The following is a 24349-nucleotide window of genomic DNA, read 5'->3' as shown; positions in this document are numbered from 1 at the left end:
ACAAGAATCTAAAGCAGCCGATTTACTCTTCTTGGTTATTTTGGCTCTTCCTTTTCTTACTAATTGCGAAATTGTTGGCATATATATTTAATATAAATTTTATTATCCTCTTTTAAGAGGGGTGCAAATGTAGAAATTAAAATTTATAATTCAAACCCTAATTCATTAATTTTTAAGAGATTTCAAAAATTATTGCCTTAGCTATATTATAAGCGTAGATTTTCCGTTAGATTTACACTGAAAAGTTGGAAGCTGGAAGTTAGCAATCCGAAGCCTAAAACTGCTCTATCGAATCATTTTAGCAATCTTTAATCTGTGCAAAAAAACACCTTTTTACTCCTTATTATATATGCGATTTTGTCTTTGGAAGGATTTTGTCAAAATTTAAGTTTAAAGGTATATGGCGAAACCAAAGTTGAAACCCGCGTTATCGATTCTTTAAATTACTTAAACCGGCATAACGATTATGCATCGGTACTGCTTGAAGTCGATTCGATTCAAAACGCCCTTTTTAAAATGGGCTATATTGCGAATAAACGAATAGGAATCAACAAAAAAAACGATTCTGTTTACACCGCCCAATTTCATCTTAAAAAAAAATACAACACCATATATATATACTACAATAATCTGGCTGTTGACCCATCTGTTTTAAAATTGATATCACAGGATGTTTTTGACGACTATTTTATCCTACCATTTACCGCAGTAGAACGTAGTTTGGTTTTTATCAACCAGAAAGCTTCAGAACAAGGCAACCCGTTTTCAACATTAAAATTAGCAAATATCCGAACGGATAAAACCAATTTAAAAGCTGATTTAATAATTGATTCAAAAGAACAAAAAAGAACTATTGACCATATTGTAATAAAAGGCTACAAGAAATTCCCGAAATCGTACCTAAAACATTATTTAAAAATTAAGCCCCAGCAAACATTCAACTTAAACCGTATTAAGCAAAAAACGGATTTGCTCAACGATTTAAAATTTGCGAATCAAATAAAAGCGCCGGAAGTTCTGTTTTCAAAAGATTCGACCACACTATATATTTATGCCGAAAAAACAAAAAGCAATTCGTTTGATGGGTTTCTGGGATTTGGAACGAACGAGGACACCAACAAATTGGAGTTTGACGGGTATTTGAATTTAAACCTTACCAACAACTTAAACTTTGGCGAGTCGTTTAGCCTGCTTTACAAAAGCGATGAAAACGACCAAAAAACCTTTAGAACAGGTGTAACCTTACCCTATTTATTTAAGTCGCCCATTGGGGTAGATTTGCGTTTACAGATTTTTAAAAAGGACTCCACTTTTACTACCGTAAACCAATCTGCTAAAATGCATTATCAAATAAATTCGAAACATAAGGTTTTTGTTGGTGTTACAGCTACCACTTCAAATAACTTATTGTCTTCAAATAATTTTCAGAACATTGCAGATTACGATTCAAATTTTTACACCCTTGCTTATCAATTTTTAAAACGGCAAAACACCAATTTATTATTTCCCATAAAATCAGACCTATATCTTGAAACCGGATTTGGCCATAGAGAAGCAACAAACACCAAAGAAAAGCAATCACAATACACCATTGATGCATTTACAATTTTTAACCTTAACGACAAAAACAGCTTTTATTTTAGAGTTAATGGCTCTAATTTAATGTCCGATACCTATTTTGAAAACGAACTCTTTCGATTTGGCGGCATAAACTCCATTCGCGGTTTTGAGGAAAACAGTTTGTTGGCCTCATTATTTGGCGTTTTAAACACAGAATACAGATACCAGATTAACCATGCCATATTTATTCACAGCATAACAGATTTGGCCTATTTTGAAAACCAAATGACAAATGACAAAGAAAAGCTTTTTGGCTACGGCTTTGGGTTTGGTATTTTAACAAAAGCCGGTCTTTTTAAGTTTAATTATGCCAATGGAAAAACCGAGAATTCACCTTTTAAGTTCTCAAATTCCAAGATACATTTAAGTTTAATAGCCGACTTTTAGTAGACCTAAATTAATTGATTTTGTTTTTTTAACTATCATTACGCTATCCAAAAAGATTTGTGCAAACGCCATCTAATATACCAAATCCCTGTACATTCAAAAATTGTCAATTTTATTTCATGGGTAGTTTTTAATAACATGATGTTATACCAGCTTTATTTTAAGCGGTTTAAAAGAAGTCTTCTGTAACCGCATTACCCAAACAGCTAATTTTCCTGCTTATACTTTGAGCAAAATAAATAATTTTCGGGGCAAGCATTGGGAAATTCTAACGATTAAACACTCTTAAAATTCAACCCGAGCAAATGATGTGGTAACTCAACTCATATATTATGCCTTTTTATAAGACAAAAAATTAAGCTTTAATTGGAAACAGCGTTAATTAATTAACGCTGTTTCCAATTATTATCTTATGCACAATAATTATATAGGATTCTGCTCAATTAAAGGATTTGCATCAATCTCATCCTGAGGTATTGGCCATGTCCATCTGTTATCTCCTACAGGAACTTGCATAATACCGTTAGTATATGTAGAACTTTGGTTTGAACCTGTCCTATCCAACGGTAAGTTTAATCGTTTTAAATCGTACCATCTAAAACCCTCGCCCCATAATTCAACACGTCGCTGCACCATAATTTCATCAATTAACGCCTGCCCCGTATTGGTAGATAACGTATATGCACTATCTCTTGTAATAACCATATCGTACAATGCTTGAGCTGCTAATCCGTCCTGATTATTTCTAGCTAAAGCCTCTGCTTCTATCAAGTACATTTCCGCTGCGCGCATTAAAGGCACATCAACACGACTGTCGCCATTGCTTACCGCTATAAATTTTTGATTGGTATAAGGAAATCTTTTATGGCTAGACAACAAAGAAACCCCAGGAGGTAAATTTAGATGCTCTCCAGTTGGGTCCCAAAGTGTTTTACGCACATCGGTAGCAGAAATCATATCATATAACAAATTACTGATTGACCTAGGATTACCACGAATTGCCGATGAACTAAAATTTCTTGAAATATAAGCGCCATAATTTCCAAATGTGTCTGTTTGGTCTTCTACTATTTGGCTTGCCCACATAAACTCACTATTGTTTTCTGAAAACACCTGAAAACCATTGGCATAAGTTGCTTCGTCCATTAAAGCAAATCCTACTCTAGCTTCAGCGGCAAATTGTGCTGCCATAGCCCATTTACCTTGTGTTAAAGCCACTCTTGCTTTTAATCCTTTTGCAACATTTGCATTAAAATGTGATTTGTTATTTCTAACATATCCATCTAATAAAACAATAGCATCATCTAAGTCTTTATTAATTTGAGTATACACTTCTTCAACTGTGTTTCGTGCAATAGGATCGATAGAGTTATCTGTTTTAATTGGAACTCCTAATTGCGAGTTTCCGCCTCCAGGTTCATATCTATCGCCCCATAATCGTACTAAATGAAAATGAGAAAACGCTCTATAAAGTAAGGCTTGTCCTTTTATAGCATCTCTATCTGCTTGTTCTCCCGATGCGTTATCAACACCATTAATTAATACATTGGCATTTGCAATCCATTGATAAAACATGCCCCAATTGGCTGTATTGTATGCATTGTCTGGCTCAGAATTTGGTCTCCATCTGTAAGAATGTGTCCAATTACTTCTGTTAAAAACGTGGTCTTCGCCAGCTTCGTCTATATGCATATTAAATGCTCCTATACCACCTCTACCTTGGCTTCCGTATCTTACATACAAGGCTCTATGTATACCGTTTAATGCCGTTAAGGCATTATCTGTAGTTAAAACTGCTGCTGAAGACGACACTTGGTCTGTAGGGAAAGTATCTAAGTAGTCTTTTTCGCAAGCCGTAAAACAAAAGGATACAGCCAAAATTCCGATAAAAGAAATTATTGTTTTTTTCATTGTTTTTTTTTTAAAATTTAACATTTAATCCTAAAGAAACTATTCTTGATGGTGTATAAACATTGGATGTTGTTCCGCTAAAATTCTGTTGTATGTTTAAACCTTTTCTCGCATTAATTGAAAACACATTCTCCGCACTTAAATAAAGTTCTGCTGTATTTATGCCTATTGCACTTATAAAGTCCGATGGCAAGTTATATGAAAAATTAATACGTTTCATGTTTAGAAAAGAGGCATCAACCAACCACCTGTCTGATGTGGCATTAAAGTTAGTAGTTTGCGAAGCATCTAACCTAGGTACATTTGTTATGTCCCCCGGTTGTTGCCAACGATCTAGAATATCAACACTTTTTGCAGTTCCGTATCCTCCAGAGCTCATGATACCTTGATAGTTGTAATCAATACTTTCACCGCCTATTTGATAAGTAAACAAGAAACTTAAATTAAAATTTTTGTATCTAAACGAATTGTTAATAGCTCCTGTTAAATCTGGAATCGCTGTACCTGCATAATGAAATTCTGCATTAGATTGGTTTGTTGTTAATGTATTGCCATCAACAACTCTGATGTCTGATCCATTAGCATCAATAGCATCTTGAGTTGGGGTATATAATGCTGAACCATCTGCAGGATCTACGCCATACCAATCTTTTAACCAATAATCATAAATTGAGCGGCCTACCATTAATTTTTTAGACCCATTTATAATTTCATCTTGAGGTAGTTTTGTAAACTCGTTTTTAATGGTTGTAGCATTTACGCCAATATTCCAATTAAAACTGTCGCTTTTTACAACATCATAATCTAAACTTACCTCAAAACCTCTGTTAAATAAAGTACCTATGTTTCTTGGGATATCTTCACTCCCACTAGACAATGGTAATGGCACATCAAAAAGTAAATTTGCAGACTCACGGTTATAATATTCAACCGTTCCGTTTAATCTATTCCATAATCCAAATTCTATGGCTACATCATAGCTTTCACTAGCTTCCCATTCCAATAAAGGAGCCTCCAGTGACGCTTGTAAAAAACCTGATTCTGACTGGTTGTTAAAGTCTAAATCATATAACCCTTGGTAAGCATACCACCCAATTCCAGAGTTGTTTCCTAACTCACCATACGATGCTCTAAATTTTAATAGGTTTATAGCTTCTATGTTTTCAATAAAAGACTCTCTTTCTAACCTCCAAGCAAGACCTAAAGACCAGAATTCACCCCAACGAACATCTGATGCAAATTTAGAAGTCCCATCTGTTCTATAAGATGCACTCAAGAAATATTTACCATCGTAATCGTAATTAAAACGGCCAAAGTAACTTTCATCTCTTAATAAATCTGTAGCAGATTCTAAGTTTGTGGTGGTAACAAAATTTATTAATTCGGTATTACCATCAGCAATTAACTGTCTTCTTGTCCCGCTAAAGTCATTTACTTTTAGTTGTAAAGATTCGTGCGCAGCTAATAATTTAAAGTTATGATCGCCAAACGATTTAGTATAATTTAAAAGTTGGTTAAACCCTAAAGTGGTTCTTCTGTTGTATCGTCTTGAAGCTCTACCTCCCGGAGCACCGTCACCAACCAATTTGTTTTCAAAATCCGTGGTGTACCAATGCCTTTGATTCCAACTCGCATTTACGGTTAACATTAAATCTTGAGTGAAATTAATATCAAAATACGTTTTTCCGCTTACAGAAGTGATTTCATCTATATCGTCATTATAATCTATTTCTGCAAGAATATGTCTTCCTCCACTTGCACCACTAGGTCTGTTATCATCCAAATCATAAAGACGGTTTCCGTTATCATCTAAAATAAAGTTTCCAGCGGCATCATGCTGATAAATAGGATAAATAGGTGCTACGCCTCTTGCAAAACGCACTGGATTAACAAACGAGTTACTTTGTGTACTTCCTGTTTGAGCCTGATTACCTTTAGAAGTTGTAACCGCAATATTCAATCCTGTTTTAAGCCAATTATTTGCTTGATAATTTGCATTAATACGTCCTGAAAATCTTTCAAAATCAGATTTTTTGATATATCCTTCTTCATCTAAATACCCTAATGACACATAAAAATCGCTTTCTTCTGTACCGCCCTGGTAGTTAATATCATAATTATGGCGAATCCCTACTCTGGTAATGGCATCAACCCAGTCTACGTCGTTATATAAAAGCCTAGCGTTTGGATTAATTTTTCCGTCTGGCCCCACAATTTGGTCATCAGCAACATTATATGGATTGTTTAGTAGCTCATTAATAATATTGGACGAAGCAAATGCATTGGCTGCGGTAACATCTGCTGCTGAATCTACACCTGGGATAGCCTGACTGTTTCGCATAGACTCCCACATGATTTCATAATACTCATCAGAATCTAATCGATCATACTCTGGTATAGCTCGGTCTACAATACTCGTTGATGCATTTAAAGAAAATTGTCCTTTTTTATTTTTTCCTTTTTTTGTTGTGATTAAAACCACTCCATTTGCAGCCTTATTTCCGTAAAGTGCTGTTGATGATGCATCTTTTAAAATGGTTAAACTTTCAATATCCGCAGGGTTAATTGAGTTTATTGAGGCATAAAACGGAATACCATCTACAACGTACAAAGGATCGCTGTCTGCACTAAAAGAACCAAATCCTCTAATACGTATATCTTGCCCTTGCCCCGGTTGTCCACCAGCAGCTGTTACCGAAACTCCTGCTGAGGCGCCTTCAATAGCTGCTGAAACATTAGCTACAGTTATTTTAGAAAGTGCTTCACTGTTAAGTTGTGTGGCAGATCCTGTAAAATCTGCTTTTTTGGCAGTTCCATAGGCAACAACTATAACTTCGTCAAGAATGGCGGTATCTACATCCATTTTAACATTAATTGTATTTGATGTTCCTACCTGTATTTCCTTGGTAGTCATTCCTACATAACTAAATATAAGGATATCACCTTGGTTAGCTTCAATAGAATAATTTCCATCAAAGTCTGTTTGTGTACCAATTTGTGTTCCTTTTATTATTACACTTGCTCCTGGCAATGGCAATTGCCCATCGGTAACCACACCTTTTACAACCTTTGTTTGCACACTTGTAATTACGGGCTCTTCTTTGGTTTTAATAATAATAGTATTATTTGCCGCAATTGAAAAAATAAAATCACCTTCTTTTAGGCTTTTATCAAGTAATTGGTTTGCCTGAATAACCCCCTTTTTAATAAAAACTTTAGGAAAGTTTTTAAACATATCTTCCTGATAAATGAACCTGTAATCGGTTTGTCTTTTAATAATTTTAAAGACTTCGTCTACAGTTAATGTAGTATCATCTGAGATTTCAATTTTGGTATTTTGCGAAAAAATATCAACGGATGAAAACCCAAATGATAATGAACACAATAAGAATATAAAAGTTCTCATAATGATAGTTAGAATCCTTTTTCTAAATAAGAAAAAGAAAGTAGTTGGTTTAATTTTCATAAATTTACATGTTTTAGTTGATTAACTATTAATTGATTACTACAGACTTAAGAGGTGCAAAGTTTGATACCGCCAAATGTCTACTTTAGCCCTCTTTTTTTATTTTAAAATTATTTGTTTGTTTTTAATTGCATATGCATTTATAAACCCAGATTCTTTAATGCTTATCAAAACATCTTCAATATTTTGGTTTTTGCTAAGAACACCAATAAACTTAATGTTTTGAATTTTATCATTAGCAAATACGACATCCATATCGTACCATCTCGAAAGCACTTTCATAATATCTTTTAATGGCTTGCCTTCAAAACTAAAAACACCTTTCACCCAAGAGGTTGCATTATAAACATCAATATCTTTTAAAATTATATTTTTATTTAACAAACTAACTTGAGATTGCTGATTAGGTTTTAAATAAACATTTTCTGATTGATTAGAAACTTTTACCTTACCTTCAACCAAAGTGGTGTAAACCATATTTTCATCTTTATATGATTTAATGTTGAATTTAGTTCCCAACACTTCAACCGTCTGCATCCGGCTTGCTACCCTAAACAAAGCACCGTTATGTCGTGAGCTGGGAGATACATCAAAAAAAGCTTCACCGTAAACTAATTCTACTTCACGGTTTTCTCCTTCAATAAAATTAACAGGATATTTAAGTTTAGACTCTGAGTTTAACCACACCTTAGTTCCGTCTGATAATTGTAAAAAAAACTGCCCACCTCTTGGCACCGTTAAATAATTGTATACTAATTTAGGCTTTAAGTTAATTCTATTGTTGTAAAATAATTTGTCCCCTGTGCTTTTTACGTTTTTAGTAGCATAAACCTGTCCTTTTTCAAGATCAACATATTGCCCGTCCTCTAGCGTTAATGTCGCTTTATCGGTACCTACTTTAATTTTATTTGTTGATATCTTAACATCGGCTCCTTCATATTCACTACTATTATATTTCCAGACAAATGCTATAGAAATTAACACTAAAGCAGTTGCCGCATATTTTAAAGCGTTGTTTTTATAAAACGATGTAAGTTTTATATTTTTTTGAGACTCTTCATTTACTTTTGATGTAACACTATTAAAAATTTTGTTTTTTAACTCGTTTTTAAGTGCATCGTCAAATGGCCATTCCTTGTTTTTGTTTTGATTTGAAAAGAAATTGGATAAAAACTTAATCTCATCATCTGAAATATCTCCAGACTGAAGTTTTTTAATTAATTGTTGTAAATAATTTTTATCTTTAACACTCACTAGTTAGCCTCTTTATATTAATGACGCAAAAAAGATGTGCATCCCTAACAAAAAACAGTATTATTTTTATTTTTTATTTTTCTGGAGTTAATCTGGGGCTAACAAACCTTTACAAAAAAAACAAAAAAATGATGGTGTAGGGTATGTTAACCAAGGAAGGTCTAATTATTTTTAAAGCTTTAGTAATGTATGCCTCTACTGATTTTGTAGAAATGTTTAGTTGTGAAGAAATTTCCTTATGGCTTAATTGGTTCTCTCTACTTAGCTTGAATACTTTTTTACATTTTTCGGGCAATGTGTTTACAACTGTATTTATTTGTGCTTCAAGCTCTTTATAAATCAGCTTTGACTCTGGAGTTGTTGTTTGAATTTTTACATCAAAATTTTCCAGCAACTCTTCAGAAAAGGCATTTTTATCTTTTCTAAAAATATCATAAACTTTATGAAGAACACAAGTGTATAAATAGCCTTTTAATGTGGTTTTAATTAAAAGTGCATCTCGTTTTTCCCAAATTTTAATAAATATTTCTTGGATAACATCCTCAGAAATTTCACGTTTTTTCAAGAGGCTGAATGCATAAATAAACAGTTGCTCCCAATATAAATTATAAATTAGTTTTAAGGCGTCTTCATCATTGCGCTTTAGACGCTCAATTAATTTTTGATCTTTAATTTTATTAAAACTCATTTGTTAGTTTTCATTCGAACCATAACAAATGTAATAAAATATTTTATTCAATATCTCCCGAATACAAAAAAAGAAAGCCTCTCATTTGAGAACCTGACTTTTTAAATTTTCAAACCCAAATACAACACTGGCAAGCCAAAATTAAACATCAACTATTTTGTTATTATAAGAGGTTATCTTTTTTAGATGGCCTCTTTTTTTAATATATTCAAATAGCAGAATCAAACTAAAAATTTGTCAGCAATTTTCAATCACCTGTTAAATTCGATAACTTTAATTCTAGTTCACGCTTATACTACAATTCCCAAGACATGCTTTATGGCAACATGAAAACACATACGCCAATTTGGGTTCAATCATATGTTTTGAAAATAAAATTAGTGGTTTCATTTAAAAATTTTTTGGCCAAAATTTTGGGTTTGGTATGTTAGCAAAAACTAGTCTTTTAAAGCTTACTCATGCCAATTGAAAAACCGAGGGTTTGCCTTTTAAATTTTCAAACTTCAAAATACATTCCAATTTAATAGCTGTTTTTCAGGCGACTGAAATTATTGTTTTCTTAATTTTTTGTACAAAAAATTAAATTTTAACCATTATTTATTGTTTTATTAACTTTTTATTATGACTTTTGGCTCTGACTAATTCAAATAAATCATAAAATGAAAACAAAGTTTAGTGGAATTCTAACGCTATTACTAGCGTTAGTTGTGCAACTTTCTTTTGCACAAGAAAAAACAATTTCAGGTACGGTTGCAGACAATTCTGGCATGCCGCTTCCTGGGGTTAACATTATCGTAAAAAACACTACTAACGGTACACAATCCGATTTTGACGGAAAGTATACCATTAATGCTAAAGTAGGAGACGTTCTCGTATTTAGTTATGTAGGTTTAAAAACGAAAGAGGCAACAGTTGGAGCTTCTAATACGCTTAACGTCACTATGGAAGAAGACGCAGCTGTATTGGACGAAGTTGTTGTAACGGCACTTGGTATTAAAAGAGATAAAAAGAGTTTGGGTTATGCCACTCAAGAAGTTAAAGGTGAAGCTGTATCTGCAGTAAAAAGCCAAAACTTTGTAAACTCTTTATCTGGAAAAGTAGCAGGTTTACAAATTAAACCTTCTGGTACAATGGGTGGTTCTACCCAAGTAATTATTAGAGGTAATGCTTCTGTAATTGGAAACAACCAAGCTTTATTTGTTATTGATGGTGTACCGTTAGACAACGGTATTAACAACCAAATAACTGCTGCTATTGCTTCGGAGAGTAGATCTCAAACAAGTGGTAGAGGTGGTTACGATTACGGTAATGCTGCTTCAGACATTAACCCTGACGACATCGAATCTATTAACGTATTAAAAGGTGCAGCTGCATCTGCTTTATACGGTTCTCGTGCTGCAAATGGTGTAATTATGATTACAACTAAAAAAGGTACTAAAAGAAAAGGACTTGGAGTTACTATAAATTCAAGCATTACAGTTGGTGAGGCAGATAAGTCTACACTACCTGTTTACCAAAAGAAGTACGGTGCTGGTTATGGTCCATTCTACGGATCAACAGGTTATTTTGATGATGTTGATGTTGATGGTGATGGAACGGTTGATTTAGCAACGCCATTTACCGAAGATGCGTCTTATGGAGGTGAGTTTGATCCTAACCTATTAGTGTATCAATGGAATAGTATTTTCCCTCAACTCGACACATACTTACAACCAACTCCTTGGTTAGCGGGTAAACATGACCCAAATTATGTATGGGGAACTTCAAGTACACTGGTTAACTCTGTTGCTTTAGACGGCGGAAGCGAAACCGGCTCTTTTAGAGTAGGTTTTACAAACATGTTACAAGAAGGTAACTTACCTAACAGTGAGATTAAAAGAAACAGTATTAATTTTAACGGTAGTCAAGACTTAAGTGATAAATTAACGGTATCGACTGCTTTTACTTTTACTAAAACTGATGGTAGAGGTCGTTACGGTACGGGTTACGATTCTAACAACGTTATGCAACAATTTAGACAATGGTGGCAAGTAAATGTTGATGTTAAAGAACAACAAGAAGCTTATTTGTCTACGCGTGAAAACATAACTTGGAACACTAACTCTTATACAAATTTAACTCCTATTTATTCAGACAACCCGTATTGGACTTTCTATGAAAATTTTGAAACGGATACGCGTTCTAGATTTTTTGGTAACGTAGTTTTAAACTACGACATCAATGATTGGTTAGATGTTATTGGTAGATTTACATATGACACCTATACTGAGTTACAAGAAGAAAGAACAAACGTAGGCAGCTCAAACGTGCCATTATACACAAGATTCAATAACGCGGTTGCAGAATACAACTACGATGCTTTCCTTAACTTTAATAAAGATTTAACTGAGAAGATAAATTTAGAAGGAAGTATAGGTATGAATTTAAGTAGAAAAGATTGGAATAGTATTTATGCGCTTACCAATGGTGGTTTAAATTTAGCAGGTGTTTATACTTTAGCAAATAGCGTTAGTCCAATTAATGCGCCAACCGAATTTGATGCAACTCAAATGGTTGATGGTGTTTTTGGTCGTGCTAGTTTTGGTTTTGACAATACAGCTTTTGTTGAAGGTACTTTTAGAAGAGACCGTAACTCAAGTTTACCAAGATCAAAAAACACATACAACTATTGGTCTGTTACCGGTAGTTTTATCTTTTCTAACCTTTTGGAAGCCGATTGGTTGAATTTTGGAAAACTAAGAGCTAACTATGGTACCGTAGGTAACGGAACAACACCATACCAAGTTTTTAACACATTTGGTATTAACCCACCATTTGGTGGTTCCGGTAGTGCGTCTAACCCAACTAATAAGCAAAACCCAAATCTAAAGCCAGAAGAACAAGTTAACTGGGAAGTTGGTTTAGAAATGAAAACATTAAATAACCGATTTGGTTTTGATATTACGTACTACAACACTGAAAACCGCGACCAAATTACGCAAGTACCTGTAACAAGATCAACCGGTTATGCGAGAGTACTTTTAAATGCAGGTACTATTGAGAACAAAGGTATTGAGTTACAACTTAATGCAACACCATTAAAAAGTGAGAACTTCAGTTGGGATGTTAACATCAACTGGGATAAAAACAAAAGTAAAGTATTGTCTTTACTCGATGGCATTGAAGCTTTGGAGTTAGCTAACTTTCAAACTGGTTTAACAATTAACGCAGTTGTAGGTGAGCCTTACGGAATTATTAGAGGTCGTGATTTCGTTTATACAAATGGACAAAAAACCATTGGTACAAATGGTCGTTATTTAAGAACAGCCACTAGTAACAATAACATTGGTGATATTAACCCAGATTGGAAAGCTGGTATCCGTAATAGCTTTACTTACAAAAACTTTAACTTAAGTTTCTTAATCGATATCCAAAAAGGTGGTGATGTATTCTCACTTGATACTTATTATGGATTTGGTACTGGTATATATGATTTTACTGCTGGTAACAACGAGTTAGGAAATCCTTATAGAGACCCTGTAACTGGCACACCAGGAAACTATGGTGCTGATAGTGGTGGTGTTCTTTTTGAAGGTGTTCAGGCCGATGGTTCTCCTAACAACGTAAGAGCTCATTTACTTGATGCTGGTACTTGGGGATATCGTCAACCACAAGCAAACCACGTTTATGATGCAGGTTATGTAAAATTACGTGAAGCTACTTTATCTTATAGTTTTGATTCTAAAATCTTAGATAAATTACCATTTACCTCTGCTTCAGTATCTCTTATTGGACGTAACTTATGGATTATAGATAAAAGTGTTCCTTACGCTGATCCAGAAGCTGGTTTAAGTGCTGGTAATGCTCAAGGAAATCAATCAGGTGCTTATCCTGCTATTAAAGAAATAGGGGCTAGTATTAAATTACAATTTTAAAAAAAATAGAAAATGAAAAAAATATTTTTAACAGCAGTGCTCTCTGTAGTTGTTGTATTAACATCTTGTAAAACTGATGAACAATACGAAAACTTAAATAGAGATCCTAAAAATCCAACTCAAGTTGCAGCAGACTTTTTATTTAATTCTGCAACCAAGAGTTTAATTGATCAAATGACGCAAATAAACGTTAATCGTAATAGTTTTAGGTTTTTTGCGCAATACAGTACAACTACGACTTATACGGAAGAACCAAACTTTGATTTAGTTACTAGAACAATTCCAGGTTACCATTGGTCTGAAATGTACAGAGATGTATTATTAGATTTACAAACATCTAAAGAAAATGCTTTAGCAGACACCGAATTAAGCGGTGCAGAACAAACTGCAAGAGCATCTCAAGCCGAAGTTTTAATGGTGTACACCTTTCAACAAATGGTTGATACTTGGGGAGATATTCCTTACAGCGAAGCGCTTAGTGATGTAACATTACCTAAGTATGATGACGCAGCAACAATCTATTCTGATTTAATCAGCCGTTTAACTGCAGCTATCCCAGGTCTAAGCGGGTCTGGTTATAGTTCAGCCGATCAGCTTTACGGAGGAAACTCTGCAGCTTGGGTTAAATTTGCAAACTCGTTATTGATTCGTATAGGAAATCGCCTTGTAGATGTTAATCCGTCATTAGCTCAATCTACTATTGAAGCTGGTTATAGCGGAGGTGCATTTACATCAAATGCTGATAATGCAACCGTTCAATATGAAGGTACCACACCTAACACAAATCCTGTTTGGGTTGATATTGTTCAATCTGGCCGTGCCGATCACCTTCCTGCAAATACTATTGTTGACTTTATGAATAATCTTGATGACCCTAGAAGGGCTCAATATTTCGATGACAATTTAGGAGCTGGAGTTTACATGGGTGGAAACTTCGGAACTATAGCAAGTTTTCCGTTACACTCACATTTTGGAGATGCTATTTACGAGCCAACAAATCCTGCAAGTTTATTAGACTTTGCCGAGGTTTCATTTTATTTGGCAGAAGCAGCCGTTGAAGGTTGGTCTGTAGGTGGTACAGCAGAAGAGCATTACAATAATGGTATTGCCGCATCTTTTGATTATTGGGGAGCAAGCGATTTAGCTGCTTTTATGGCTAATCCAGATGTTGCTTGGGCTACGGCTCCTGGCACAGATAAAGAGAAAATTGGAAACCAATTATGGGTAGCCATGTACAACAGAGGATTTGAAGGGTTTACAGCGTGGAGAAGATACGATACGCCAACCTTACAACTTCCAGTTGACTCAGGTAACCCACTACCATACAGATATACTTATCCTATTGATGAGCAAAACTTAAATGGTACTAATTGGGAAGCTGCATCAGCTGCAATTGGTGGAGATTCACAACAAACCAAAGTATTCTGGGATGTAAACTAAGTTTTAAATTCCATTATAATATTAAAGCCTTATAAGTTTAAACTTATAAGGCTTTTTTTGTAAGATGCCCATTCAATTACCGACCTAAAATTAAATACACTCAAAAATGAAACGGCTAATTATAATAACTTTAATTTTGCTAGTAAGTTGTTCAACAGAAAACACTGCCGTAAAAGATAACAGTGATGAAGTTTCAGATAATTTATGGTGTGTGCCTAAAACCGACATTGCAGGTGGAGGGTCATATGCCGTAAAGGAAAACCCAGATTACAAAACCGTATTAGAAATTGACGCGACTGGTTTTTTAAATGACAATTCAAGACTTGCGCTTTTAAAAATAAACGGACAAGTTTATGCCTATCCGTACGACTACACGAATAACTTTGAAGTTATAAACGACACCTTTGGAGATGTTCCCTTAGCCATAACATATTGCCCTATCACCGAAAGTGCACTTTCCTTTGATAGAAGGCTAACCAACGGTGAAATTATTACCATGAAAGCTTCAGGGTTCTTATATAAAGATAATCTTATTACTACTGATGTAGATTTAAAATATTATTGGTCTCAAATGGCAATACGTGGTCTTAGGGACGCAAGCAAGGAAATAAGACTCAACACCTATAACATAATCGAATCTTACTGGCTTGGTGTTAAAACACATTTCCCCAATGCTTTGGTATTTAATCATCCTGATGTAACAGACTGCAATTGCGATGAAACTCCTGTTCCTATTGATTTCAGCAATCTATTGGGCGTGATACACGAACATGTATTTGACGATATTGTGCACCTATTCAACTATAATAATTTTAAAAACGGAATAGAATTAGATTATACTTCTGTAAACAGTAAAGATGTAATAATAGTTGGAAGTAAAGAAAACGTATATTTTAATGCCTTTTATTTACCTGGTAATTTAACATTTACGGCATTAGATGTGAATGAATTCCCCAATGTGTTAACAGATAATGAAGGTAATATTTGGGATGCTTTTGGTTATGCGGTTTCAGGTAGCAGACAAGGCACTAAGCTTGATAGCCCAAAATCTTATGTTGCTGCAGAGTGGGCTTTTAGGGATATCTTTGAAACCATAGTTTTTCACGATTAACTTATCAAATCAATAGATCTATTTATCTTATTAATGAAAAATGCCCCCTGTACTCCTCTCCACTGGGAAGTTTTAAGCAATACCAATAATCATCATCGCTCAAAAGGTTTCCGTTAAAGGTGCCATTCCAACCGCTGGATAGATTGGGATTAAAGGTTTTCAACAATTTTCCATACCGATTAAAAATCTCCACCGTTAATAGCTGAGAATCAAATATGGCTGGGTCTAAGCCTGCAACATTCCAAGTATCATTAGCACTATCATTGTTTGGGGTGAAATATTTAGGAAATCCTAAAATGTAAAAATCTTTTGATATCCGCTCACAATTTAGGGCATCCATAATATAGAGCGTATGCTTTCCGTAAGTTAAATTTAAAAACGAATTACCGTCTTGATATACACCAAACTCATCATCAACAGCATACACAAAATCCTTGGTCGAATTATTAAGTACAACGGTTAAATCCCGATCATCAATAAGCAAATCCTGTATTACGGGGATTTCATTCTGATTCACTGTGATGGTTACCGTGTCTTCACAATTAAGTAAGGGGTCAATAACACTAACGGTATAAACTCCTGCTTCTGAAATTAAAATCTCATTTAAAACCTCATTGGTACTCCAATCGTAATTATAATTGCTTATCTGGCTTGTAGGAAGCCCTGAATTAATAGTTATCGGAAAATCCGAAAGGCAAACATTTATAACTTGATCTTCCAATTGAGGAAAAGATTTTACTTCCAAATTTAAAATGCCAGTACCATAGCACGCATTATCACTTTCGGCTCTAATATATACTGTATTATTGGTTGATGTGTATATATTTGGCAACGGATTGATACCAATGGCAGCATCATTTTCATCTTCGTAAAATGATATATCGACATTTGTTGGAAGGTTTAAAACTGAGGCTATTCTAATCCCTTCAGACTCTAAATCGAAATCTGCAAGATTATCTTCATCGGGGTCACATGCTCCCAAATTATGGGTACTAATATCTACGCCTTGTGTGGTATTTAATCTTACTGTAGCCATACTAAAACAATCGGTATTGGCCTTAAACACTTTGGCATATACTATTTCGCCATTGGATTGATTGGTGTAAATTTCATCAATAGAATTAGAATTATCAGTGTCATTAATAGCATCCGCCATTGAATTATAGTAGTAAACCTGAATAGCATCCTGAGTAAACAAACTTAGCGGCGCATTGGCCAATTGTAAGTTAAAAGGTGCTATGCCATCGTTAGGATTATTATCGGCAGAGTCGCATTGCACTAAATCAAAAGTGGTTTGCAAAACATCTGGCGGTTGGGAAATAATGACTTGTTTTAAAAAAGGCCCTTGCTCTACCCCATTTAAATACATGGTTAAACTTACGGTATAGGCACCTGCTTGCGCATAGGTATGTAACGGCTCGTCGAGCGTTGAAGTTTGACCGTCACCAAAATCCCAAAGGACACTGTCGTAGGGCTCTTCAGAGGTAATAAAAAAACGGGTTTGGTCTCCCAAACAAATATCTTCATAGTCGAAAGTGTATAAAAATAGTGATTGCACAAACGGAGGAAGCCCCAATTGAACCGCTTTACCACCCAAACTAACAGAGTTCTCCGAATAATCAGCAGCATTCCCAATTTCATTTGGATTGTTTATAACCGAAAGGTTTAAGCCAACCGAAGAAGACCTAAATCCTGCCCTGTAAATTTTTCCGTTTATCGCTAATTGTAAAGCGCCGGCAACATTTTGAGAATTACTAATCGTTTCTCTAGTTCCAACAATATCAGAACTTTCTAAATTATATTGATAAATATGACTGTGATTAAAAATATTATCGTCATCAAACACATTGTTTGTGATATACAATACTTTTGAATTTGGTGAAAACTCCACACCGTAAGGATAAGTATTATCCATGATAATTTTATCGTTAGCCACGACACCGGTTGAGTTATCAAAATCGTATAACAAAACCCTCCCCGACTCCCGTCTCGGAGACCTTGGCCCACCACCGCCAATATTAGTGGAGCTATGGGCAATAGCAATTTTCTTTCCGTCTGGCGATGCTTTTAAATAGCCAATTGCCGTAATATTGGCCCCATCGCTATTAAACACGGGGCGAACCATTTGCGATACCGTAGATATTATTGGCGTTTCGTTAACCCCATTTCCATCAATTAGAAAAGCATAAAACTTATCCATAAACTGAGTGATAACCCACACCGAACTACCATCGCTATGTGAAACAGCCGTTATTTTTTCTGAAGATTTATACTCGTTTTGAACAGCAACATTGGTGTCATAAGTAACCAAATGACTGTTTTTAGTCCCAGGCACCACATCGCCAAAACTACCGTTTAAAGACAAATCGATTTCTGAATAGTTAACGCCATCAATGGGTTCTGCCTCGGTTAAATAATAACTTGGCTTATCTATGGTAAATAAATAATATTTGGATGTGCTTCCTGGTTTTGGTACAATTAACGCAGATTCGGTACTCGAACTGTGGCCTAAAAGCCCTTGTCCGTTAGGCATAATTTGATGTCGCCTATCCCAAATGGTTACACCATCGGTATAAAATAAAAGATTTCCGTTTGGGTCTGATATTGTCGCACAGCCTTCTTTTGTAATTAATTGACCATCTGTAAGTGGCGTTGGGTTTGGTGTATTAAAATTAAGACCTGCATATTCGCCAAAATACCAATTGGCCGATTGTTTTTGTGAAAAAACAAAACAAACAGAAAGGGCAAATATTAAAAGTAATATCTTGGTTTTCAATGGTGATGGATTTTGATTGATTGATTTACCGTAAATATAATCATATTTACGCTGATTATAAACCATTTATAGGTTTTAACACAACTTATAAGTTCTAAATTTATGATTAAAAAGTGCCAAATAAAATTAGTTTAATGAGGCAAAAACACAAAATAAACTCTTTGTAGGTTAAACTTCTTAGACCAATAACTTTTTTATACATTTACCCCATGCAAGATGAAACTCAAATTTTTGGTATTAGGGCCGTTATAGAAGCTGTAAATGCGGGCGAGAATGTAGATAAGGTATTTCTTCAAAAAGGATTAAAAGGTGAACTTTTTAGTGAACTTGAATCTTTATTAAACAGAAATTCGATTAACAAATCCTATGTGCCTGTTGAGAAACTAAACCGGCTTACAAAGAAAAACCACCAAGGTGTTGTGGCGCAAATATCGCCTATTGAATTTCACGATTTAGAGACGCTTGTAATGTCTGTTATAGAAACTGGTAAAACACCCTTGTTTTTGTTGTTGGACCAAATTAGCGATGTTCGTAATTTTGGTGCTATCATACGTACTGCGGAATGCACCGGTGTTGATGGCATTATTATTCAGAAAAAAGGTGGCGCGCCCGTAACCGGAGACACCATTAAAACAAGTGCCGGAGCGGTTTTTAAAATCCCGATTTGTAAAGTAGACCATATAAAAGATGCCGTGTTTTACATGCAAGCCTCTGGTATAAAAGTGATTGCCGCTACCGAAAAAACCAACGACACGCTATACGACGTGTCTTTCACAGAACCGTGTGCTATTATTATGGGATCGGAAGGCAGAGGCATAAATCCATCCACATTAAAGGTGGTTGATGCCAAAGCGAAACTACCTATTTTGGGCGATATTGAGTCGTTAAACGTATCGGTGGCTTGTGGTGCTTTTTTATACGAAGTTGTGCGGCAACGTTTGAAGTAAGCGGTACCTGTTTTCAGCTACAGTTGTCCTCATCTAAATTTGAACCTAACACCTTTATTCTTTTTCAGGGTTTTCTTTTTTGAAGTGGTAATTTATATGGAATTGCCCCTGCTCTTCTTCGGGTTCTTCCGGAGTTTCTATAAAGTTTCCATCGGCATCAAAATGTTTTAAAAAGGGGTCGTCGGCTTCGTTAAAATCGTCGCGTTCCCAAGCATATTTTTTCGGCTTTGCAATTTCTTTTCTAAAGAACAAAGCAAATACCAAACCCGTAATCAACCCGGATAAATGCCCTTCCCAAGAGATGCCTTCTTCACTGGGAATAGCGTACCAAATCATACTTCCGTAAAGAAACACAACCCCGAGCGATAGTGCAATGAGTCTGTAATGTTTGGCAAATACACCTTTGAAAAAGGTAAAACTGACCAACACATAAATAAGTCCGCTGGCACCAATATGGTACGACGGCCTACCAATGCACCAAGTGAGGAACCCCGAAATTAGAATACCGAAGAACAACACTTTCCAAGCTATTGGCCGGTAGAAATAAAACAAGGCTGTTGACAATACAAACAACGGAACGGTATTGTGGTAAATATGCTGAATATCGCCGTGAATAAACGGACTAAAAACAACACCGCGCAACCCTTTTAAAGTCTGTGGGTAAACGCCGTATTTACTAAAGTTTACGCCAAAACGCACCTCGAACCAAAATACCAACCATATAATTAGTACAAATACTACCGGATAGGCAATAACACCCGTTGAGAATTTAAAATGTTCTTTAGTGTCCATGGCTCTAAATATAGCAAATACTTAACCACGATTTATTGGGGTGCTAAAATGGCAGATTTGCCCGCGTGAGGGATTGCAGTGGTTAGCTTTTGGCGAGGCGCGCATCGAGCCAAAACTAGTAACGTAAAGCCCGACCCCGATTTTTATCGGGGGCACGCCCTAAAAATAAAATTTATTAGTGTAGAGATTCCTTTTTGCAAAGGAATTGTTTTAATTTTACAGTTATGAATGAGCCTTTAGCCGAACGTTTACGACCGAAAACCTTGGATGATTATGTGAGCCAAACGCATTTGGTGGGCAAAAACGGTGCGTTAACGCAGCATATTAAGCAGGGTTTGATACCGTCGATGATTTTTTGGGGCCCGCCGGGAACCGGAAAAACCACTTTGGCCAACATTATTGCGACCGAATCTGGCCGACCGTTTTATACGCTTAGCGCGATAAACTCAGGGGTTAAGGATATTCGTGACGTGATCGATAATGCAAAACAAAGTGGTGGTTTGTTTACCACGAAAAACCCTATTTTGTTTATTGACGAAATTCATAGGTTTAGTAAATCGCAGCAAGATTCGTTGCTACAAGCGGTTGAAAAAGGTTGGATTACCTTAATTGGGGCGACCACCGAAAACCCGAGTTTTGAGGTAATTTCGGCACTTTTATCGCGGTGCCAAGTGTATATTTTAAATGCTTTTGATAAAAACGATTTGGAAACGCTTTTAAAGCGCGCGATTGAAAAGGACGTATTGATTTCTAAAAAAACCATTGATTTAAAGGAAACCAACTCGCTTTTAAAACTCTCTGGTGGTGATGCCCGGAAACTGCTTAATATTTTTGAGCTTATTGTAAATTCGTACGACTCGGACACGGTTACCATTACCGATGAGGACGTTTTAAAGAAGATACAAAACAATACGGTACGCTACGATAAAACGGGCGAGCAGCATTACGATATTACTTCGGCGTTTATAAAATCCATTCGTGGCAGCGACCCCAATGCGGCGGTATATTGGCTGGCGCGTATGGTCGAGGGTGGCGAAGATGTTAAGTTTATTGCGCGCCGCTTGCTTATTTTGGCCAGTGAGGATATTGGCAACGCTAACCCAACGGCCTTGGTGATTGCCAACAACACATTTCAGGCGGTAACGACTATTGGTTATCCAGAGTCTAGAATTATTTTAAGCCAGTGCGCTACGTATTTGGCTTGTTCTCCAAAAAGCAATGCTGCTTACAAAGCCATTGGCAACGCCCAACAATTGGTAAAGGAAACCGGCGATTTAAGTGTGCCTTTGGAGGTGAGAAATGCGCCTACAAAACTGATGAAAGAACTCGGTTATGGCGATAATTACAAGTATGCGCACAACTACGAGGCTAACTTTGCCAATCAGGAATTTATGCCGGACGAGATAAAAAACACCAAGCTTTACGACCCCGGAAATAACGCCCGGGAAAACGCACATCGGGAATTTTTAAAACAACGATGGAAAGACAAATATGGATATTGAATCCTTTGTGATTTTCAGGGTTTGTTGTGCTAAATGTTTTTAATTGATTTTGAGTATTTGAGCGTTGCGCTAACTTTTTTAATTTTTTTTACAAAATTGAAACCTATTTATTCAGGAAACTTAGCCCTAATGTCATCTAAACACAAATTATGAATACTGCCAATGTGCGAGTGTTCTTTGCTCATATCTGGCTTATAAGTTCCCGCTTGTACTTGTCCGCCAATTTTCTGGTAAGCCTCCCTAAAACTCATGCCATCAACTACCAAATTATTGATATTATCAACCGTAAACAAATACTTGTATTTATCGTCGTTCAAATCAATATCCTTTACAACAATTTGCTGAATGGCGTAATTAAAAATGTCTAAAATGGTTTTTAACTCTTCAAAAGCAGCAATAGTATTTTCTTTTAATAACTGAAAATCCCTGTGGTAACCACTCGGTAAATTATTGGTAATTAAAATCATTTCGGTTTGTAAAGCTTGTATTTTATTGCACTTGCCACGAATGAGTTCGAACACGTCCGGATTCTTTTTGTGTGGCATAATGCTACTGCCCGTTGTTAGTTCGTCTGGGAAAGTGATAAAACCAAAATTCTGACTCATATACAAACACACATCCATGGCAAAACGGCTCATGGTATTGGCTAAACTGCCTAAAGTAGCGGCAATGGTGCGCTCACTTTTACCCCGGCTCATTTGCGCAGCAACCACGTTGTATTTTAAGGTTTCAAAACCCATCTCTTGGGTTGTAATATTTCTATCTATCGGAAAAGAACTGCCGTAACCCGCAGCCGAACCTAAAGGATTTTGGTCTACCGTTTTAATGGCGGCGTTTAATAAATAGACATCGTCAATCAGCAATTCGGCATAAGCTGAAAACCACAACCCAAACGATGATGGCATAGCCACTTGCAAATGCGTATAACCTGGTAATAATTTTTCTTTATGCGTATCGGCCAATTGCAAAAGGGTTTCAAAAAATGTTTTTGTTTTTGCCTTTACATCCAATAAATTGTCTTTAAAATACAAATGAAGCGCCACTAAAACCTGATCGTTTCTCGAGCGCGCGGTATGGATTTTTTTGCCCACTTCTCCCAATTGTTTGGTGAGCTCGAATTCTATTTTTGAATGCACATCTTCAAATTGGGCATCAATGACAAAGCTGCCGTTTTCAATCTGATCTTCCAAAACTTTTAATCCGCTTAATAAATCAACCAATTCTTCAACGGTAATAATGCCAATTTTTTGAAGCATTTTAGCATGCGCTTTCGATGCAATAACATCGTATTTTGCAATATGAATATCTATTTCCCTATCGTTGCCAACCGTAAATTGCTCAATTTGTTTGTCTATTGTAAATCCTTTATCCCAGAGTTTCATTTTGTCTATTTTTGTCATTCCCGCAAAGGCGGGAATCTTTTTAAATTTTACTTTTACTTTAATGGATTCCTGTCTTCGCAGGAATGACAGCATCGTTAAACAATCACTTTATTCAACAATTCAATATAAATTTTGATGCCTTCTTCGATTTCATTCAAATATATGAATTCATCGGCCGAATGCGAGCGTGTGCTATCGCCCGGACCTAATTTTAAACTTGGGCAACTAAGTACCGCTTGATCTGATAATGTTGGCGATCCATAGGTTGTTCGCCCAATAGAAAGTCCTGCTTTTACTAAATCGTGATCTAGCGGAATGGATGAGGAATTCAGCCTCAAACTTCGTGGTATTATACTATCGCAGGGTGCATTGGCCACTAATAAATCGGCAATTTCTTGATTTGAATATTTATCGTTTACACGAACATCGATAACCAATTTTACATCGGCAGGAACTGCGTTGTGCTGTTGTCCTGCGTTAATTTGAGTTACCGTCATTTTTACGTCTCCCAAGGCTTTTGAGGTTTCTTTAAAACTAAAATCCCTAAACCATTTTAAAACGTCTATCGTATTGTAAATGGCATTATCGTTGTTAGGATGTGCGGCATGACTTGGTGTGCCTTTTACTACGGCATCAAAAACCACAAGGCCTTTTTCGGCAACGGCCAAATGCATTAAAGTGGGTTCGCCCACAATGGCGACATCCACTTTTGGAATAATGGACAACATGCTATTTAAACCATTTGGTCCGCTGCTTTCTTCTTCCGCGGAAGCGACAATAACCAAGTTGTATTTTAAGTTTTTTTGCGCATAAAAATGCGTGAACGTTGCAATTAAAGATACCAAACAACCACCGGCATCATTACTGCCCAAACCGTAGAGTTTACCATCTTCAACAATGGCTTTAAACGGGTCTTTGGTGTAGCCGTTATTGGGTTTTACGGTGTCGTGATGCGAGTTTAGCAATAGTGTAGGTTTGCTTTTATCGAAATACTTATTGATGGCCCAAACATTGTTTTTGGTGCGTGTGTAATCAATATTTTTAGTTTTGAACCAATCTTCAATTAGTGCAGCCGTTTGGTCTTCTTCTGATGAAAAAGATTCGGTTTCAATAAGATTTTTAAGAAGCTCTATCGCTTCGTTTGTTAGTTTTTCCATGG

Annotated in this window: 14 protein-coding genes and 1 pseudogene; 6 read left to right on the top strand and 9 right to left on the bottom strand. The window is 35.9% G+C overall.

Features of this window, described 5'->3' with window-relative positions; translation table 11 throughout:
• A pseudogene (locus RNZ47_RS09375) lies at positions 1-81 on the bottom strand (30S ribosomal protein S12); the annotation flags it as partial.
• A 234-nt stretch (positions 82-315) separates the two neighbouring features.
• Between RNZ47_RS09375 and RNZ47_RS09370 the strand changes: the two are divergent.
• Positions 316-2007, top strand: coding sequence for a POTRA domain-containing protein (locus tag RNZ47_RS09370; protein ID WP_311939171.1), 1692 nt, complete (start codon positions 316-318; stop codon positions 2005-2007).
• A gap of 423 nt (positions 2008-2430) precedes the next feature.
• Here RNZ47_RS09370 and RNZ47_RS09365 read toward each other — a convergent pair whose 3' ends face one another.
• From RNZ47_RS09365 to RNZ47_RS09350, 4 genes are all read right to left on the bottom strand, one after another.
• On the bottom strand, positions 2431-3918 hold the full coding sequence (locus RNZ47_RS09365; protein WP_311939169.1) for a RagB/SusD family nutrient uptake outer membrane protein: 1488 nt from the start codon (positions 3916-3918) through the stop codon (positions 2431-2433).
• Positions 3919-3928: 10 nt separating this feature from the next.
• Entirely contained in the window at positions 3929-7324 is a 3396-nt protein-coding gene (locus tag RNZ47_RS09360; RefSeq protein ID WP_311939167.1) for a SusC/RagA family TonB-linked outer membrane protein, read from the bottom strand.
• 159 nt (positions 7325-7483) lie between these two features.
• Positions 7484-8638, bottom strand: a complete 1155-nt coding sequence (locus tag RNZ47_RS09355) for a FecR family protein (RefSeq protein ID WP_311939164.1) — start codon at positions 8636-8638, stop codon at positions 7484-7486.
• A 109-nt stretch (positions 8639-8747) separates the two neighbouring features.
• Positions 8748-9326 carry an RNA polymerase sigma-70 factor gene (locus tag RNZ47_RS09350; RefSeq protein WP_311939162.1) on the bottom strand — a complete coding sequence of 193 codons (579 nt, stop codon included), beginning with the start codon at positions 9324-9326 and terminating at the stop codon, positions 8748-8750.
• A gap of 659 nt (positions 9327-9985) precedes the next feature.
• On the opposite strand from RNZ47_RS09350, the gene RNZ47_RS09345 reads away from it, so the two are divergent.
• From RNZ47_RS09345 to RNZ47_RS09335, 3 genes are all read left to right on the top strand, one after another.
• Positions 9986-13240: a SusC/RagA family TonB-linked outer membrane protein gene (locus RNZ47_RS09345; RefSeq protein ID WP_311939160.1), complete on the top strand. Its 3255-nt coding sequence runs from the start codon at positions 9986-9988 to the stop codon at positions 13238-13240.
• 12 nt (positions 13241-13252) lie between these two features.
• Positions 13253-14680: a SusD/RagB family nutrient-binding outer membrane lipoprotein gene (locus tag RNZ47_RS09340; RefSeq protein ID WP_311939158.1), complete on the top strand. Its 1428-nt coding sequence runs from the start codon at positions 13253-13255 to the stop codon at positions 14678-14680.
• A gap of 106 nt (positions 14681-14786) precedes the next feature.
• Positions 14787-15791, top strand: a complete 1005-nt coding sequence (locus RNZ47_RS09335; protein ID WP_311939156.1) for a DUF3179 domain-containing (seleno)protein — start codon at positions 14787-14789, stop codon at positions 15789-15791.
• 22 nt (positions 15792-15813) lie between these two features.
• Here RNZ47_RS09335 and RNZ47_RS09330 read toward each other — a convergent pair whose 3' ends face one another.
• Positions 15814-18633: an FIDD domain-containing protein gene (locus tag RNZ47_RS09330; RefSeq protein WP_311939154.1), complete on the bottom strand. Its 2820-nt coding sequence runs from the start codon at positions 18631-18633 to the stop codon at positions 15814-15816.
• A gap of 143 nt (positions 18634-18776) precedes the next feature.
• Here RNZ47_RS09330 and rlmB point away from each other — a divergent pair, with 143 nt between their 5' ends.
• Positions 18777-19514 (top strand): 23S rRNA (guanosine(2251)-2'-O)-methyltransferase RlmB, encoded by a 738-nt coding sequence (gene rlmB / locus RNZ47_RS09325; RefSeq protein ID WP_311939152.1) that lies wholly within the window; start codon positions 18777-18779, stop codon positions 19512-19514.
• 54 nt (positions 19515-19568) lie between these two features.
• Here rlmB and RNZ47_RS09320 read toward each other — a convergent pair whose 3' ends face one another.
• Positions 19569-20306: a rhomboid family intramembrane serine protease gene (locus RNZ47_RS09320; protein WP_311939150.1), complete on the bottom strand. Its 738-nt coding sequence runs from the start codon at positions 20304-20306 to the stop codon at positions 19569-19571.
• Between the two features lie 224 nt (positions 20307-20530).
• Between RNZ47_RS09320 and RNZ47_RS09315 the strand changes: the two genes are divergently transcribed.
• Entirely contained in the window at positions 20531-21808 is a 1278-nt protein-coding gene (locus RNZ47_RS09315) for a replication-associated recombination protein A (RefSeq protein WP_311939147.1), read from the top strand.
• Between the two features lie 107 nt (positions 21809-21915).
• Here RNZ47_RS09315 and argH read toward each other — a convergent pair whose 3' ends face one another.
• Complete coding sequence (gene argH, locus RNZ47_RS09310) at positions 21916-23190, bottom strand: argininosuccinate lyase (protein ID WP_311939145.1); 1275 nt, start codon at positions 23188-23190, stop codon at positions 21916-21918.
• 95 nt (positions 23191-23285) lie between these two features.
• Positions 23286-24347, bottom strand: coding sequence for a M20 family metallo-hydrolase (locus RNZ47_RS09305; protein ID WP_311939144.1), 1062 nt, complete (start codon positions 24345-24347; stop codon positions 23286-23288).
• Positions 24348-24349 lie beyond the last annotated feature (2 nt).

It is taken from the genome of Hwangdonia seohaensis (genome assembly GCF_031932625.1).
In the GTDB taxonomy this organism is placed as follows: Bacteria; Bacteroidota; Bacteroidia; order Flavobacteriales; family Flavobacteriaceae; genus Hwangdonia; species Hwangdonia seohaensis.
This window is presented reverse-complemented; position numbering and strand designations above follow the sequence as displayed.